This window comes from Streptomyces sp. NBC_00075 (assembly GCF_045041225.1).
Taxonomy (GTDB): domain Bacteria; phylum Actinomycetota; class Actinomycetes; order Streptomycetales; family Streptomycetaceae; genus Streptomyces; species Streptomyces adonidis.
In genome coordinates, this window is record NZ_CP108243.1 from 1,628,438 (window position 1) to 1,644,081 (window position 15,644).

At 70.2% G+C, this 15,644-nt stretch carries 13 protein-coding genes; 3 read left to right on the forward strand and 10 right to left on the reverse strand.

The annotated features are described in order from the left end of the window. Window positions 1–5: 5 nt before the first annotated feature. The 5 genes from OG787_RS06990 to OG787_RS07010 all read right to left on the reverse strand — a co-directional run bounded on the left by OG787_RS06990 (window position 6) and on the right by OG787_RS07010 (window position 6,433). Window positions 6–1,247, reverse strand: coding sequence for a Gfo/Idh/MocA family protein (locus OG787_RS06990; RefSeq protein ID WP_369031241.1), 1,242 nt, complete (start codon window positions 1,245–1,247; stop codon window positions 6–8). A 147-nt stretch (window positions 1,248–1,394) separates the two neighbouring features. Beyond that, window positions 1,395–2,441, reverse strand: coding sequence for a substrate-binding domain-containing protein (locus tag OG787_RS06995; protein WP_369031242.1), 1,047 nt, complete (start codon window positions 2,439–2,441; stop codon window positions 1,395–1,397). Between the two features lie 17 nt (window positions 2,442–2,458). Continuing rightward, the gene (locus OG787_RS07000) at window positions 2,459–3,478 is read right to left on the reverse strand and encodes an ABC transporter permease (protein WP_405534589.1); all 1,020 of its coding nucleotides are present in this window, start codon (window positions 3,476–3,478) and stop codon (window positions 2,459–2,461) included. Then, window positions 3,475–5,097 (reverse strand): sugar ABC transporter ATP-binding protein, encoded by a 1,623-nt coding sequence (locus tag OG787_RS07005; protein ID WP_405534590.1) that lies wholly within the window; start codon window positions 5,095–5,097, stop codon window positions 3,475–3,477. The genes OG787_RS07000 and OG787_RS07005 overlap by 4 nt, the downstream gene beginning before the upstream one ends. 154 nt (window positions 5,098–5,251) lie before the next feature. Then, window positions 5,252–6,433 (reverse strand): ROK family protein, encoded by a 1,182-nt coding sequence (locus OG787_RS07010; protein ID WP_369031245.1) that lies wholly within the window; start codon window positions 6,431–6,433, stop codon window positions 5,252–5,254. A gap of 264 nt (window positions 6,434–6,697) precedes the next feature. On the opposite strand from OG787_RS07010, the gene OG787_RS07015 reads away from it, so the two are divergent. Continuing rightward, complete coding sequence (locus tag OG787_RS07015) at window positions 6,698–7,126, forward strand: PaaI family thioesterase (protein WP_405534591.1); 429 nt, start codon at window positions 6,698–6,700, stop codon at window positions 7,124–7,126. A 64-nt stretch (window positions 7,127–7,190) separates the two neighbouring features. Here OG787_RS07015 and OG787_RS07020 read toward each other — a convergent pair whose 3' ends face one another. From OG787_RS07020 to OG787_RS07030, 3 genes are all read right to left on the reverse strand, one after another. Next, complete coding sequence (locus OG787_RS07020; protein WP_369031247.1) at window positions 7,191–7,871, reverse strand: GntR family transcriptional regulator; 681 nt, start codon at window positions 7,869–7,871, stop codon at window positions 7,191–7,193. A 113-nt stretch (window positions 7,872–7,984) separates the two neighbouring features. Continuing rightward, window positions 7,985–8,938, reverse strand: a complete 954-nt coding sequence (locus OG787_RS07025; RefSeq protein ID WP_369031248.1) for a beta-ketoacyl-ACP synthase III — start codon at window positions 8,936–8,938, stop codon at window positions 7,985–7,987. 259 nt (window positions 8,939–9,197) lie between these two features. Further along, window positions 9,198–10,532, reverse strand: coding sequence for an OFA family MFS transporter (locus tag OG787_RS07030; protein ID WP_369031249.1), 1,335 nt, complete (start codon window positions 10,530–10,532; stop codon window positions 9,198–9,200). A 321-nt stretch (window positions 10,533–10,853) separates the two neighbouring features. Between OG787_RS07030 and fdhD the strand changes: the two genes are divergently transcribed. Next, the gene (fdhD, locus tag OG787_RS07035; protein ID WP_405534592.1) at window positions 10,854–11,711 is read left to right on the forward strand and encodes a formate dehydrogenase accessory sulfurtransferase FdhD; all 858 of its coding nucleotides are present in this window, start codon (window positions 10,854–10,856) and stop codon (window positions 11,709–11,711) included. Between the two features lie 106 nt (window positions 11,712–11,817). Here fdhD and OG787_RS07040 read toward each other — a convergent pair whose 3' ends face one another. Further along, window positions 11,818–12,249 carry a MarR family winged helix-turn-helix transcriptional regulator gene (locus OG787_RS07040; protein ID WP_369031251.1) on the reverse strand — a complete coding sequence of 144 codons (432 nt, stop codon included), beginning with the start codon at window positions 12,247–12,249 and terminating at the stop codon, window positions 11,818–11,820. A gap of 347 nt (window positions 12,250–12,596) precedes the next feature. Here OG787_RS07040 and OG787_RS07045 point away from each other — a divergent pair, with 347 nt between their 5' ends. Next, the gene (locus OG787_RS07045) at window positions 12,597–14,498 is read left to right on the forward strand and encodes an exo-alpha-sialidase (RefSeq protein ID WP_405534593.1); all 1,902 of its coding nucleotides are present in this window, start codon (window positions 12,597–12,599) and stop codon (window positions 14,496–14,498) included. On the opposite strand, the gene OG787_RS07050 is transcribed toward OG787_RS07045, so the two are convergent. Then, window positions 14,437–15,522, reverse strand: coding sequence for a bile acid:sodium symporter family protein (locus OG787_RS07050; RefSeq protein ID WP_405540437.1), 1,086 nt, complete (start codon window positions 15,520–15,522; stop codon window positions 14,437–14,439). The two genes, OG787_RS07045 and OG787_RS07050, sit on opposite strands and share 62 nt — an antisense overlap. Window positions 15,523–15,644: the final 122 nt, after the last annotated feature.

The following is a 15,644-nucleotide window of genomic DNA, read 5'->3' on the forward strand; positions in this document are numbered from 1 at the left end:
CCTCCTCAGACCGATACGGGCGAGACCGTGGTGGGTGGGGCCGTGGTGGGTGAGACCTTGATGGGCGTGTAGACGGAGTTCTTCTCCGCGCTCTCCTCGACCGCCGCCAGGACGCGTTGCACCTGGAGGCCGTCCGCGAAGGACGGCCGGGGCCGGCTGCCCGCCGCGATGGCGTGCACGAGGTCGCGGGCCTGGTGGACGAAGCTGTGCTCGTAGCCGAGGCCGTGGCCCGGCGGCCACCAGGCGTCCAGGTAGGGGTGGTCGGGTTCGGTGACGAGGATGCGGCGGAAGCCCGCGTGCGTGCCGGGTTCGGTGCCGTCGTGGTAGGCGAGTTCGTTGAGGCGCTCCAGGTCGAAGGCCAACGAGCCGTGTTCGCCGTTGAGTTCGATGCGCAGGGCGTTCTTGCGGCCGGTCGCGTACCGGGTGGCCTCGAAGGAGGCGAGGGCGCCCGAGGGGAAGCGGCCGGTGAACAGGGCCGCGTCGTCGACGGTGACCTCTCCGACGCCGGCGGTCGCGGCGGCGGACAGGCCGCTCGTCGGACCGCCGGGCAACGGGCGTTCCCGTACGAAGGTTTCGGTGAGGGCGGAGACTCCGGCGAGTTCCTCGCCCGCGAGGTACTGGGCGAGGTCGACGATGTGGGCGCCCAGGTCGCCGAGCGCGCCCGACCCGGCCGCCTCCTTGCGCAGCCGCCAGGTGAGCGGGAACTGCGGGTCCACCAGCCAGTCCTGAAGGTACGTCACCCGGACGTGCCGCAGGCTGCCGAGCCTGCCCTCGGCGACCATGGAACGGGCGAGTGCGGTGGCGGGGAGGCGGCGGTAGTTGAAGCCGACCATCGCCAACTGGCCGCGCTGCTCGGCCTGTTCGGCCGCCGCCACCATGGCTTCGGCCTCCTCGACGGAGTTCGCGAGGGGCTTCTCGCACAGGACGTGTTTGCCTGCGGCGAGGGCGGCGAGGGCGATCTCGGCGTGACTGTCGCCGGGGGTGCAGATGTCGACCACGTCGACGTCGTCCCGTTCGAGCAGGGCGCGCCAGTCGGTCTCGGCCGCCGCCCAGCCGTGGCGGTCCGCCGCGGCTTTGACGGCGTCGGCGTCACGGCCGCAGATCGCTGCGAGCACCGGGCGGGTCGGCAGATCGAAGACGCGGCCCACGGTACGCCAGCCCTGGGAGTGGGCTGCGCCCATGAACGCGTATCCGATCATGCCGACGCCCAGTGCCGGCTTGTCTGCGTCTGCCTGCGGCTGTGCCATGCGGAGGTCCTCCTCGGGTGGTGGGGGGTTGGTCCAGGCGGGTCGGCTGCGGGTTCGTTGTGGCTGGTCGCGCAGTTCCCCGCGCCCCCTTGGGGCGCGGCAGAACCGCACGCCTGAGAGATCGCCCCCAGCCCCGGCCCAGTCCCGCTACTTGAAGCCCGTCGGCATGTACTGGTCGACGTTGGTCTTGTCCACGACGGCCGAGTAGAGCGTGATCGACGACGGGATCTCGAATTCGGCGAGGCCGCTCACCCCCTTGGCCTGGCCGAGGGCGCGGGCCAGGTCGATGGCCGAGGCGGCCATGGTGGGCGGGTAGAGCACCGTCGCCTTCAGGACGCCGTTGTCCTGCTTGATGGCCTGGAAGGCGGAGAGGGCGCCTGCGCCGCCGACCATCAGGAAGTCGTCGCGACCGGCCTGTTCGATGGCGCGGAGCGCGCCCACGCCCTGGTCGTCGTCGTGGTTCCACACGGCGTTGAACTCGGGCTGGGCCTGGAGGAGTTGGGCCATCTTGGCCTGGCCCGACTCGACCGTGAACTCGGCGGCCTGGCGGGCCACCTTCTTGATGTTCGGGTAGTTCTTCAGGGCGTCGTCGAAACCCTTGGTGCGCTGCTGGGTCAGTTCCAGGTTGTCGAGGCCCGCGAGTTCGATGACCTTGGCGCCGTCCACGTCCTTGAGCTGCTCGCCGATGTAGTGACCGGCGTTGAGGCCCATGCCGTAGTTGTCGCCGCCTATCCAACAGCGGTACGCCTGCGGGGTGTTGAAGATACGGTCCAGGTTGACGACCGGGATTCCGGCACGCATCGCCTTGAGGCCGACCTGGGTGAGCGCCTTGCCGTCGGCGGGCAGGATCACCAGCACGTCGACCTTCTTGTTGATCAGCGTCTCGATCTGGCCGATCTGCGCGGCGGTGTCGTTGGAGCCCTCGGTGATCTCCAGGGTCACGTCGGAGTACTTCTCGGCGCGGCTCTTGGCGTTGTCGTTGATCGCGTTGAGCCAGCCGTGGTCGGCCTGCGGTCCGGCGAAGCCGATGGTGACGGCCTTGCCGGGGGTGTCGGCGGCGGCCGGCTGGTCGTTCGACGCGGGCTCGTCGTCGGACTCGTTGCTGGTGCATCCGGAGAGCAGGACTCCCGCCCCGACGGCGGCGGTCCCGAAGAGCAGCCCTCTGCGGCTCGTGAAAGGCGTCGACTCTGGCATGGCGGTGAACCCTTCCCTCAGGTCGTGCTTGCGGTACGGCGCTGGACGAGCACGGCGGCGACGATGATCGCGCCCTTGGCGATCTGCTGTACGTCGCTCTGTAGGTTGTTCAGGGCGAAGATGTTGGTGATCGTGGTGAAGATCAGGACGCCCAGGACGGAGCCGACGATGGTGCCGCGACCCCCGCTGAGCAGGGTGCCGCCGATGATCGCGGCGGCGATGGCGTCCAGCTCGTACAGGTTGCCGTTGGTGTTCTGGCCCGACCCGGACAGGATGATCAGCAGGAAGGCGGCGATCCCGCAGCACAGTCCGGACAGCAGATAGAGGTAGAGGCGCTGGCGGCGTACGTCGATGCCGGCCAGACGGGCCGCCTCCGCGTTGCCGCCGACCGCGACCGTGCGGCGGCCGAAGGTGGTGCGGTTCAGGATCAGCCAGCCGATGATCGTCACTACCGCGAAGACCAGCACCAGCGGCGGGATGCCGAGGATGTACGCGTCGCGCTCGCCGAGGTCCAGGACGCTGTCGATGGTGACGATCTGCGTCTTGCCGTCCGTGATCTGGAGGGCGAGTCCGCGCGCCGAGGCCAGCATGGCGAGCGTGGCGATGAACGGGACCATCCCGCCGTACGCGATGAGCAGCCCGTTGACCAGGCCGCAGCCCACTCCGACGAGCACCGCGGTGAAGAGGATGCCCGCGAAGCCGTACTCCTGGGTGGCGACGGTGGTCGCCCAGACCGAGGCGAGTGCCACGATCGCGCCGACCGACAGGTCGATGCCGCCCGACATGATGACGAAGGTCATCCCGACGGTGACGACACCGATCACCGAGCCCTGGGTGAGGACGAGTTGGAGGTTGCGGGTGTCGAGGAACTCGTCGGGCTTGGTGATGCCGCCGACGAGGATCAGCGCGGCGAGCACGCCGAGGAGGGAGAGGGTACGGACGTCGGCGCGGGCCACCAGGCCCTTCCAGGCGGGGAGTTGACCGGCCGACGGGACCTTGTCGGTGCTGTCGCGCGGCGGGGAGACGGGCTGCGTCATGATGCCGGGCCCCTTCCACCGTCCGCAGAGCGACCGGCACCAGAGCTACCGGCAGCAGAGCGGTCGGCCACAGAGCTGCCGGCCGCTGAGCTTGCGCTGGCCACAGGGGCTCCTTCCATCACGAGGTCGAGTACGCGGTGTTCGTCGAGTTCGCGGGCCGGTGCCGTGTGCACGACGCGGCCCTCGCGCAGTACGAGCACCCGGTCGGCGAGGCCGAGCACCTCGGGCACTTCGCTGGAGACCAGCAGGACGGCGAGGCCCTCGTCGGCGAGGCGGCGGATCACCGCGTACAGCTCGGCGCGGGCGCCGACGTCGACGCCCCGGGTCGGTTCGTCGAGCAGCAGGACCCGGCAGCCGCGCAGCAGCCAGCGGGCGAGGACCGCCTTCTGCTGGTTGCCGCCGGAGAGGGTGCGGACGGGTACGGAGGGGTTGTCGGGCCGCAGCGACAGTTCGCGGGTGGCGGCGCGGGCGGCGCCGAGTTCGGCGCCCCGGTCGATCCAACCCCCGCGTGCGAAGCGGGACATGGAGGAGACCGACACATTGCGGGTGACGGACTCCAGCATCAGCAGGGCCTGCGCCTTGCGTTCCTCGGGGGCGAGGCCGAGTCCGGCGCGCACGGCGGCCCGTACGCTGCCCGGCCGCAACACCTTGCCGTCGACGATGACTTGACCGGCTGTCGGCTTGCGTGCGCCGTAGATCGTCTCCAGGATCTCGGAGCGCCCGGACCCGACCAGCCCGGCGAGTCCGACGATCTCTCCGGGTCGCACGGTGAGGTCGACGGGCGCGAACTCGCCCTCCCTGGCGAGCCCTTGGACTTCGAGGACCGGTGTGCCGACCGCGTCTCTCGGGGTCGCCGACCGCTCCGGGAAGACGTACTCGACGTTGCGTCCCGTCATCAGGGAGACGACCTCGCGGGTCGGCGTGGACTTCGCGGGGAGTCCGCCCGCCACCGCCCGGCCGTCCTTGAGGACGGTGACCCGGTCGCCGATACGGCGGATCTCCTCCAGTCGGTGGGAGATGTAGACGACGGCGACCCCGTCGGCGGTCAGGTCGCCGACGATCCGGAAGAGGTTGTCGACCTCCTCCGGGTCGAGCGCGGCGGACGGCTCGTCCATGACGATCAGCCGTACGTCGTGGGAGAGTGCCCGCGCCATCGACACGATCTGCTGCTGCGCCGCCGACAACTCCCCCACCAGCCGCCCGGGATCGACCTCCGGGTGGCCAAGTCGCTTGAGGAGAGCGGCGGTTGCGGCCCTGGCCGCCTTTCCTCGTACGACGAATCCGGCGGTCGTGGGTTCATGGCCCAGGTGGACGTTCTCGGCGACCGACAGGTGTTCCACCAGGTCGAGTTCCTGGTAGATGGTGGCGATGCCGAGGCGCATGGCGGCGATGGGCGAGCGCAGGGTGACCGGCTCGCCGCGCCAGGTGATGGTGCCGTCGTCGGGCTGGTGGGCGCCGGCCAGGACCTTGATGAGCGTGGACTTCCCGGCGCCGTTCTGGCCGAGCAGACAGTGCACTTCACCGGCCTGGACGTCGAGGTCGACGCCGTCGAGGGCCCGGACGCCGGGGAACGACTTGGTGATGCCGGACATGCTGAGCAGCGGTGGTTCTGGTGCCATGACGGTTCCCCTTGGCGGGCGTGCGGGCCGGTTGCAGGGCAGATCCCAAGGTGGGCAAGTCGCTTGCTGGGCAGGCGTTTTCGAGCAGGGCAGAGCAGGGCGCTGTACTGGTGAGCCGTAGGTACGGGACTGACGAGCCGTAGGTACGGAGTGGCTACGCGGGTGAGAACAGGTGGTCGCTGATGAGCCGGGCCGCGCCGATGACTCCGGCGGTGGGGCCCAACTCCCCCAGCACGATGGGCAGGTTGCCGGTCGCCAGCGGCAGTGACTGCCGGTAGACCTGGGTGCGGATCGCGGCGAGCAGGGTGTGGCCGAGGCCGGTCACCCCGCCGCCGATCACCACCAGGCCGGGGTTGAAGAAGCTGACCAGGCCGGCGATGACCTGGCCGGTGCGGTTGCCGCCCTCGCGGATCAGGTCGAGCGAGGTGGCGTCCCCGGCGGCAGCGGCGGCGGCGACGTCGACGGCGCTCAGGGCGCCGCTCGCCTCCAGCCGGGCTGCGAGTTCCGCCGAAAGTCCCTGCTGGGCCGCCTCTTTGGCGTCGCGGGCGAGTGCGGCGCCGCTGAAGTGGGCTTCCAGGCAGCCCCGGTTGCCGCACGCGCACGGGCGGCCGTCGGGCACGGCCTGGATGTGTCCGATGTCGCCGGCGCTGCCCGTCACCCCGCGGTGGACCTCACCGCCGACGACGATGCCGCAGCCGATTCCGGTGCCGATCTTGACGCAGAGGAAGTCGCCCACGGAACGGGCGACGCCCGCGTGCTGCTCCCCCATCGCCATCAGGTTCACGTCGTTGTCGACCATGACCGGGCAGCCCAGTTCCTGGCTGAGCGCCTCCCGTACGGGGAAGCCGTCCCAGCCGGGCATGATCGGCGGGGCGACCGGTACGCCCTCGGGGAAGCGGACCGGGCCCGGGACGCCGATACCGGCGCCGTCGAACCCCTCCGCGAGCCCGGAGGCCCTCAACTTGGCCGCCATGGACAGGACTTGCTCGAAGACCGCGACCGGGCCCTCACGTACGTCCATGGGCTGGTTGAGGTGTCCCAGCACTTCCAGTTCGGCGTTGGTGACCGCGATGTCGATCGAGGTCGCGCCGATGTCGACGCCGAGGAAGCGCAGGGCGGGGGCGAGCCGGATGTTGTGGGAGCGGCGGCCACCGCGTGAGGCGGCGAGTCCGTCGGCCACGACCAGGCCCGTCTCCAGGAGCCGGTCCACCTCCACGGCCAGCTTGGACCGGGACAGGTCGACCTGGTCCCCCAACTGGGCCCGGGAGTTGGGCCCACCGTCACGCAACAGCCGCAGCAGCCGGGCCTGATGGGCGTTCGCGGGTCGTGCGGTCATACGTCTCACAAGCCCCTCCCCGCCTAGTCAGGCACCAACCGGCCATGATTTCCGGCCACTTCGCCGGGCTTTCGAGTGGAACGTAGCAGCGGCTGCCGGGGCTGGGAAGAAGTTGCGCACAGATTGCCGCCCACTTTTTCCTCTGAGAGGACAAAGGAGGGGCCGCGTACCGGCACCGGGCGCATTACCTCGCGGGTCATCGACCCGGCCCGCCCGCGAGGCCACACTGGCTCGGCCCGCGCCCGTCACCGTGAGAGGACAGCCATGACCACGCCGCCCGAAGCTCCCCGCCCCGGCGAACTCGCCGCCACGATCCTCGCCGCGCTGCCCTTTGCGGGGGAGCTGGGCATCGAGCTGGAGGAGGCCGGGGCCGAGCGCACCACGGGCGTGCTGGCCTGGTCCGAGCGGCTGTGCACGGTGGGCGGCACCCTGCACGGGGGTGCGCTGATGGCGTTCGCGGACACCGTCGGCGCGGTGTGCGCGTTCCTCAATCTGCCGCCGGGCGCGGGGACTTCGACGGTGGAGTCGAAGACCAACTTCTTCCGTGGCGTCCGCTCGGGCAAGGTCAGGGCCGACGCACGGCCGCTGCATATGGGCCGGTCCTTCGTCGTCGTACAGACGGATCTGTACGACGACGAGGACAGGCGGGTGGGCCAGACGACACAGACGCAGGCGGTGCTGCGCGGCAAGTAGGGCATGCGGTACACGGCCAGCGGACGCCCCGGATACGGCAGTTGCCGGAAGCCCGGCGGAGCGCTCAGGCGCGCGGACGCTCGTGGTACGTCTTGCGGGTGTGTTCCGTGTGGGCGCGCATGACCTCCGTGGCCCGCTGCCCGTCGCCGTCCGCGATCGCCGCGATCAGCTCACGGTGCTCGATCCACGACTGCCGGCCACGCTGCCGGGCCACCGGCGTGTAGTACCAGCGCACCCGACGGTCCACCTGCGCCGCCAGCTCCGCCAGAACCGTGTTGCCGGCCAGCTCCATGACCTTCGCGTGGAAGCGCGCGTTCATGGCGACCGCGCCGTCCACGTCGTCCTCGGCCACCGCCCGCTCGCCCTCGGCGCACAGCTGCTCCAGCACCTCGATACCGGCACGGCCGCCACCCGTGGCGGCGAGGCGGGCGGCTTCGGCCTCCAACAGGGTGCGGACGGTGAGGAGTTGGTCGGCCTCCGCCTCCGTCGGCTCGTGCACGAAGGCACCCTGGGCCGGCCGCAGATCGACCCACCCGTCCGTGTTGAGCCGTTGGAGCGCCTCGCGGACGGGCTGGCGGGAGACCCCGAGGTGTCCGGCGAGTTCGCTCTCGACGAGGTGCTGGCCGGGTTGCAGGGCACGGGTGGTGATCAGTTCGAGCAACGCCTCGTACACCCGGTCACGCAGCGGACCGGGACGTTCGAGCTTCGGTACCGCACCCTGCGGCAGTCCTGTCGTCGAGAACATCGCGGTCCCCCTGGGTCAGCGCCGAGCAGAGCAGCCGGGACGCCAGTATGAATTGTCTTTCGTCTACAGTCCACGGTGCACAGGAGCCGGAGGGCGCACGGACACCGGGGCACTCAGGGACAGCGGACGACCTGTCCGGCGTACGAGAGGTTGCCGCCGAAGCCGAACAGCAGGACCGGGTCGCCGGTGGTGATCTCCGCGCGCTCGACCAGTTTCGAGAAGGCGAGCGGGATGCTGGCGGCCGAGGTGTTGCCGGACTCGACGACATCGCGGGCCACTACGGCGTTCACCGCGCCGATCTTCTCGGCCAGGGGTTCGATGATGCGCAGGTTGGCCTGGTGGAGGACGACGGCGGCGAGGTCCTCGGGGGCGAGTCCCGCGCGCTCGCAGGCCTGGCGGGCGATACGCGGCAGCTGGGTGGTGGCCCAGCGGTAGACGCTCTGCCCCTCCTGCGCGAACACCGAGGGGGTGCCCTCGATCCGTACGGCGTGCCCCATCTCGGGCACGGAACCCCACAGCACGGGCCCGATGCCGGCCAGCCCCTCGGTGGGTGCCGGACAGGCCTCGACGACCGCCGCGCCCGCGCCGTCCCCGACGAGTACGCAGGTCGTGCGGTCGGTCCAGTCCGTCACGGCGGACATCTTGTCGGCGCCGATGACGAGGGCGCGCTGCGATCCCCCGGCCCGTACGGCGTGGTCGGCAGTGGCCAGGGCGTGGGTGAAGCCGGCGCACACGACGTTGAGGTCCATCGTGGCCGCCGAGGGGACGCCGATCCGGTTCGCGACCCGGGCGGCCATGTTCGGCGAGCGGTCGACGGCCGTGGAGGTGGCGACGAGGACGAGGTCGATGTCGCTCGCGGCCAGGCCCGCCGCCGCGAGGGCCTTGGCGGCGGCGTGCGCGGCCAGCTCGTCGACGGGCTCGTCGGGGCCGGCGATGTGGCGCGTACGGATGCCCACCCGGCTTCTGATCCACTCGTCGTTGGTGTCGACCAGACCCGCCAGATCCTCGTTGGTGAGCACCTTGGCGGGCTGGTAGTGACCGACGGCGGCGATGCGCGAGCCGTTCATGAGTGGGTCCCCTTACTGCATTTCGGTAGCGGGATCCACCAGTCTGATCAGTGACTCACCAGTACGACGGCACGCGATGCCACAGGATTCGCGCGGCAGGGTTGTCGGCTTCCATCAGACTCCCCGGCGACCGAACACCTACCCCGTGAACAGCTGTGTCGCCTTCTGTACCAGTTCGTAGACCCCGTAGCAGAGCGGGGCCCCCACCCATACCCAGGCGAACGCGATCAAGGGCCGCCGGTCGGGCGGTCCCGCGCTCTCAGACGGACTGCTCTCGCTGGACATCGGCGGCCTCCTTCGGTGCGGGGATGTGGTGGCGGGGGTCGACGGGACGGACGAGTTCGTTGGCGACGAAGCCGACGGCGAGCAGTCCGATCATGATGTAGAACGACATTCCGTACAGGGCGGAGCCGGTCTTGCCGGCCTCCTCCTGCCGGTCGGCTATCCAGTTCACGATCAGCGGGCCGAGGACACCGGCCGTGGACCAGGCGGTGAGCAGCCGCCCGTGGATCGCGCCGACCTGGTAGGTCCCGAAGAGGTCCTTCAGATAGGCGGGGATGGTGGCGAAGCCGCCTCCGTAGAAGGAGAGGATCACCAGCGCGCACAGGATGAACAGCGGCTTGGAGGAGTCCCCGAACCAGGCGATCGAGGCGTACATCAGCGCGCCCACACCAAGGTAGACGCGGTAGATGTTCTTGCGGCCGATCAGGTCGGAGGTGGACGACCAGCCGATCCGGCCCGCCATGTTGGCCGCCGACAGCAGCGCGACGAAGCCGGCCGCCGCCGACACCGAGACCGGTGTGGAGCTGTCCGCGAAGAAGTCCTTGATCATGGGCGCGGCCTTCTCCAGGATGCCGATGCCCGCGGTCACGTTCATGCAGAGGATGACCCACAGGCACCAGAACTGGGGGGTCCGCACGGCACTGCGCGCGGAGACCTGGACGCCCGAGAGGGAACTGGGCCCGCTCGCCCCGACCGCGGCGGGCTTGTCGCCGCGCGGCACCCGGACGAGGAGCACCCCGAGCGACATGAACACGGCGTACGACAGTCCGTGCACCAGGAAGGCGAGCGCGATCCCGGAGCTGTCGGAGCCGAACGACTCCAGCATCTGCGCCGACCAGGGCGAGGCGATGAGCGCGCCGCCGCCGAAGCCCATGATGGCGATGCCGGTGGCCATGCCGGGCCGGTCGGGGAACCACTTGATCAGGGTGGAGACGGGCGAGATGTACCCGATGCCGAGGCCGATGCCGCCGACGAAGCCGTAGCCGAAGACGATCAGCCAGTACTGCTCGGTGGCGGCGCCGAGCGAGGCGAGCAGGAAGCCGGAGGAGAAGCAGACCAGGGCGACGGTCATGGCCCAGCGCGGGCCGTTGCGCTCGACGAGGGTGCCGCCGAACGCGGCGGACAGGCCGAGCATGACGATGCCGAGCTGGAAGGGCAGCGCGCTCTGCGTGCCGCTGAGGCCGAGGGCGGATTCCAGGGGCGGCTTGAAGACGCTCCAGGCGTAGGCCTGGCCGATGGAGAGATGGACCGAGAGGGCGGCGGGAGGAACGAGCCAGCGGCTCCAGCCGGGTGGCGCTACGGGGGGACTCATGATCCCGGACGATAGGAACCGGCCGCATCGTTGGGAAGACGGCCCGTCGAACTCGCCGACCGTATGCGGTGAGCGGTATCCGGGGTGCGCCGAACGGTCGTTCGGACCGGACGAACGGTATCCGTGGATGGGCCGCAGTGCCGCTTCCGAGCCACGCGCATCCTTCGCCTCGCGTCGCACCCCTTGCCGACACAATATCCATACTGTAGACAATATTCGCGCGACGGTTCCGCCGCTCGGCCGTCGCACCTCACCCGTGCAGGACAATGAGACCGTGAAGGCCACCCACCAGCACGTACAGAACCGGGGCTGATCAACGACATGGGACGAGTCACGGAACGACGCAAGGTGATCCGCATCCGGGACGGCGCGGTCTCCGCCCGTCCGGACACCCTCGTCGCCGAGGAACCCATGGAGATCCGGCTGAACGGCAAGCCGATCGCCATCACCATGCGGACGCCGGGCGACGACTTCGCGCTCGCCGCCGGCTTCCTGGTGAGCGAGGGCGTGCTCGCCGAGGGGCGCGAACTCCAGAACATCGTGTACTGCGCGGGCGCCACGGAGGACGGCTCGAACACGTACAACGTGGTCGATGTGCGGACGGCCCCGGACGTGGTATTGCCCGACATCACGCTGGAGCGGAACGTGTACACGACGTCCTCGTGCGGTCTGTGCGGCAAGGCGAGCCTGGACGCCGTCCGTACGACGGCCCGCTGGCCCATCGACGACGGCGCAGGCGCTCCCCCGGTCCGGCTGGCACCCGAACTGCTCGCGAGCCTCCCCGACCGGCTCCGCGCGTCCCAACGGGTGTTCGACCGGACCGGGGGCCTGCACGCGGCGGCCCTGTTCACGGAGGAGGGCGAGCTGCTCGACATCCGTGAGGACGTCGGCCGGCACAACGCGGTCGACAAACTGGTCGGGCGGGCGCTCCAGAACGGCCGGCTGCCGCTGTCCCGGACGATCCTGCTGGTCTCGGGGCGGGCCTCGTTCGAGCTGGCGCAGAAGGCGGTCATGGCCGGGATCCCGGTGCTGGCGGCCGTCTCGGCGCCCTCGTCGCTCGCCGTCGACCTGGCGGCCGAGTCGGGGCTGACGCTGGTGGGGTTCCTCCGGGGCTCCAACATGAACGTGTACGCGGGCGAGGACCGTATCGCCCTGACGGCCGCGGCCTCCCAGGGCTGACCGGCCGCCAGGACTGACCGGCTTCCCCGCGGCACGGCGGCGGGGCCCGAACGGCGGGGAGCGCCCCCTGCGCCGCTGGGGCCCCGCCTCTACCACCGGTCCTCCGCTACCCGGCGCCCGATACCCGGGTGAGCAGGGACGTCAACAGTTCGCGTTCCACGACGGTGAGCGGCGCGAGCAGTTCGTCGTTGGCCCTGCGCGCGGCCCGTTCGCAGCGGGCCAGCAGCCGCCGTCCGTCCGGGGTCAGCGTCACCGCGTTCTTGCGCCGGTCGTGCGGGTCGGGTGCGCGGACGACCAGTCCGGCGTCCTGGAGGTCGTTGAGCACGCCGACCATGTCCTTGGCGTCGAGCCCCACCCCGCGCACCAGTTCGGCCTGCGCGACCGGGCCCAGCTCCGCGACGGCGGAGAGCACCACGTGATGCCACATCTTCAGCCCTTCACGGGCCAGCGCGGCGGCGACCAGCGCCCGCCCGCGGTCGGCTGCCCTCCCCAGGATCCAGCTGGGGAGGACGCGTATCGAACGAAGTTCGGCAGACATAAGAAAAGCCTAGCCAATAATCATTGGACCTCCCAACGGTTATATGTTTATCGTTGGGACTCCCAACGGTTCTCACGGAGGTGCGGTGTCAAGGTGCGGTGTGGTCGATATCGGCGGCGTGGCCCTGCCCGGCCGAATAGCAAGGTTGTCCTGATACCGCGTCACGCGGTTCTTGTGGGGCAGCTGAGCAGCCAACTACCGTCTGGTGCGCGCAAGTTGGACGTAGGTTGTCCGGATTTCCGGATGCCCTGTTGTTCAGATGTCCAGACCTCTGAAATCACCGACTCACGTTCCGAACTCTGAAGTCCAGACGCATGAAGTCCAGACGTTGAAGGGCAGGGCCGCACATGCCGTCAAGTCTTCGCGCACGTCTCAGATCCACCCTCACGGCCGTGTGCACCACGGCCGCTCTGCTGTTCGCGCTGCCCAGCCCCGCGGGCGCCGAACAGGCCACCCCGACGGCCACGTTCGAGCAGCAGGTGCTCTTCCGGGCCTCCCAGGACCCTGGCTACGCCTGCTACCGCATCCCGGCCGTCGTCCGGACCCTGAAGGGCACACTGCTGGCCTTCTCCGAGGGGCGGAAGGACAACTGCGGGGACGCCGGTGACATCGATATCGTCGTCAAGCGGTCGACCGACGACGGGCTGACCTGGGGCCCGCTCCAGGTCGTGGACGACGGCGGGGTCGACACCCACGGCAACCCGGCGCCGATCGTGGACCGGAATACCGGCCGCATCCTCCTCGCGGAGACCTGGAACACGGGCCGGGGCGGCGGCAACTGCCCGGTGCCCTGCGACCGCAGCCCCCATTTGCAGTACAGCGACGACGACGGACTGACCTGGTCCGAGCCGCGCGACCTCAGCGCCGAGATCATGCCGCCCGAGTGGAACTCCTGGTACGCGACGGGCCCCGTACACGGCATCCAGCTCACCCGGGGCGCGCACGCGGGCCGGCTCGTCTTCGGCGTCAACACCGAGACGTGGGACGGCAGCCGGATCAGCGCCAACCACGCCGCGCTGATCATCAGCGACGACGGCGGCGACCACTGGAAGGTCGGCGCGACCGACACCTGGCCGATCGCGGCGGACGGCACCTTCCGGCAGAAACCCTCCGAGGTGACGCTCTCCGAGCGCCCGGACGGGGTGATCCTGGTCAGCGGGCGCGAACAGGACGGTACGGATCTCGGACACCGCACCCAGGCCTTCAGTGCCGACGGCGGCAGCAGCTTCCAGACCCCGTTCCACGCCCTCCCGGACCTCTACGCGCCCCAGGTCCAGTGCTCCACCGTCGGCTTCGGCGCCCGCGTACTGCTGGCCTGCCCGGGCGACCCCGACCGGCGCCGGACGATGATGATCCGCTCGTCGTACGACGGCGGGCGCACCTGGGACAGCGTGGACCGGGGCACGGTCGTCACCCGGGACTGGTCGGGCTACTCCGATCTGGTGAAGATCGACAACACGATGGTGGGTCTGCTGTACGAGGGCGGCACCGTCGACGCACGCGACGAGATCCGCTTCGCCCGCTTCTCCGAGGACTGGCTGACACCGGCACGCGGCCCGGACCCGACCACCCGTGACCTGGCCCCGGGCGCCCGCCCGGCCGCCGTTCTCGGCGGCGCCGCGCAGACCACCGGCGTGTTCGGCGGTGGCGCACTGGAGTTCGACGGCGTGGACGACGCCGTACGCCTCCCGTACAGCGACCGGCTGCCGCTCGGCACGAAGGACTTCACGGTGGCCCTCTGGTTCCGGACCACGGCGACGACGGGCGACCGGCCGCTGCTGTGGATGGGCGGGGTCGGCTCGACCCAGCCGCAGGTCTGGCTGCGCGCCGAGCCGGCGAGCAACCGTGTCCGGGGGCTGATGACCGTCCGGGACGGCGCGTCGGCGGTCAGGACGGCGTCGGCGACGTCCGTGGGCACGTACAACGACGGGCAGTGGCACTTTGCCGCTCTGCGTCGTGGCGGTGGGCAGTTCACGCTCTTCGTCGACGGTACGGCGGTGAGTGTCGCGGACGTTACCGGGTCCGTGAGTCGCAACTCGGCGTTCGGGGTGCACATCGGGGAACGGATGGACAGTTTGCAGCACTTCAGTGGTGCGATCGACGATGTGCGGGTGTGGGACCGGGCGTTGAGTTCGGCCGAGCTGTCCGCGGCGGCCATGACCGCGACGGTGGATCCGGGTGCGGCCACTAGCGATACGGTGCTTTGGCTGCCTCTGGACCAGGTGACCGCGAGTCGCTCCGGGCGATAGGTCGTTCGTCGGCCGCGAGCCCGGTGGGGGCTTGTCGCGCAGTTCCCCGCGCCCCTTTCGGGGCGCGTTGCGCACCCGAACCCACCGGGTCCTGCGAGCGGCGTTTGGCTATCACCGCGCAGACCATCAGTTGCATCTGGTGGAAGAGCATCAGGGGCAGTACGGCCAGGGAGGCCTGGGGGCCGAACAGGACGCTTGCCATGGGGAGGCCGGCCGCCAGGGACTTCTTCGAGCCGGCGAACTGGATGGCTATCCGGTCCTCGCGGTTGAAGCGGAGCGCCTTGCCGCCGTACCAGGTGAGCGTCAGCATCACCGCGAGGAGTACGGCCTCGACGACCAGCAGTCCGGCGAGCCGCGCCGGACTGACCTGGTGCCAGATGCCCTCGACCATGCCCTCGCTGAACGCGGTGTAGACGACGAGGAGGATCGAGCCCCGGTCGACCAGTCCGAGCACCTTCTTGTGCCGGGTGATGAACGCGCCGATCCAGCGGCGGAGAAGCTGCCCGGCGACAAAGGGGACCAGCAGCTGGAGCACGATCTCCAGGAGCGAGTCGAGCGAGAAGCCGCCGCCGGTGCTGCCGAGCAGGGTGGCCGCGAGCAGCGGGGTGACGACGATGCCGACGAGGGAGGAGAAGGAGCCCGCGCAGATCGCGGCGGGCACATTGCCCCGGGCCATCGACGTGAAGGCTATGGACGACTGGATCGTGGACGGGACGAGGGTGAGGAAGAGCAGACCGGTGTAGAGGTCGTGGGTCAGGAACACCGGTTCGAGTCCACGGGCGGCGAGGCCGAGCAGCGGGAAGACGACGAACGTACAGGCGAGGACCGTGGTGTGCAGCCGCCAGTGTTTCAGTCCCTCCAGCGCCTCGCGGGTGGAGAGGCGGGCGCCGTAGAGGAAGAAGAGGAAGGCGATGGCGGCCGTGGAGGCACCGGATGCGACGTCGGCGCCCGTCCCGCGCGCGGGGAGGAGCGCCGCGAGGCCCACCGTCCCGAGCAACAGCAGGATGTAGGGGTCGATCGGCATCCAGCTCGGCCACTTCAGGCGTTTCACGGTGCTCCACTACTCAGGGACAGGGACGTCAGGTTCAAGGACGGTCGTGCCCTTTCCATCGTCCTCCTCGGGTTCGTGATCGGGAATCCTGTACA

Bases quoted from the DNA above. Each gene is read 5' to 3' on its own strand.
- OG787_RS06990 (WP_369031241.1), bottom strand. From the start codon at position 1,247: ATGGCACAGCCGCAGGCAGACGCAGACAAGCCGGCACTGGGCGTCGGC.
- OG787_RS06995 (WP_369031242.1), bottom strand. From the start codon at position 2,441: ATGCCAGAGTCGACGCCTTTCACGAGCCGCAGAGGGCTGCTCTTCGGG.
- OG787_RS07000 (WP_405534589.1), bottom strand. From the start codon at position 3,478: ATGACGCAGCCCGTCTCCCCGCCGCGCGACAGCACCGACAAGGTCCCG.
- OG787_RS07005 (WP_405534590.1), bottom strand. From the start codon at position 5,097: ATGGCACCAGAACCACCGCTGCTCAGCATGTCCGGCATCACCAAGTCG.
- OG787_RS07010 (WP_369031245.1), bottom strand. From the start codon at position 6,433: ATGACCGCACGACCCGCGAACGCCCATCAGGCCCGGCTGCTGCGGCTG.
- OG787_RS07015 (WP_405534591.1), top strand. From the start codon at position 6,698: ATGACCACGCCGCCCGAAGCTCCCCGCCCCGGCGAACTCGCCGCCACG.
- OG787_RS07020 (WP_369031247.1), bottom strand. From the start codon at position 7,871: ATGTTCTCGACGACAGGACTGCCGCAGGGTGCGGTACCGAAGCTCGAA.
- OG787_RS07025 (WP_369031248.1), bottom strand. From the start codon at position 8,938: ATGAACGGCTCGCGCATCGCCGCCGTCGGTCACTACCAGCCCGCCAAG.
- OG787_RS07030 (WP_369031249.1), bottom strand. From the start codon at position 10,532: ATGAGTCCCCCCGTAGCGCCACCCGGCTGGAGCCGCTGGCTCGTTCCT.
- fdhD (WP_405534592.1), top strand. From the start codon at position 10,854: ATGGGACGAGTCACGGAACGACGCAAGGTGATCCGCATCCGGGACGGC.
- OG787_RS07040 (WP_369031251.1), bottom strand. From the start codon at position 12,249: ATGTCTGCCGAACTTCGTTCGATACGCGTCCTCCCCAGCTGGATCCTG.
- OG787_RS07045 (WP_405534593.1), top strand. From the start codon at position 12,597: ATGCCGTCAAGTCTTCGCGCACGTCTCAGATCCACCCTCACGGCCGTG.
- OG787_RS07050 (WP_405540437.1), bottom strand. From the start codon at position 15,522: ATGCCGATCGACCCCTACATCCTGCTGTTGCTCGGGACGGTGGGCCTC.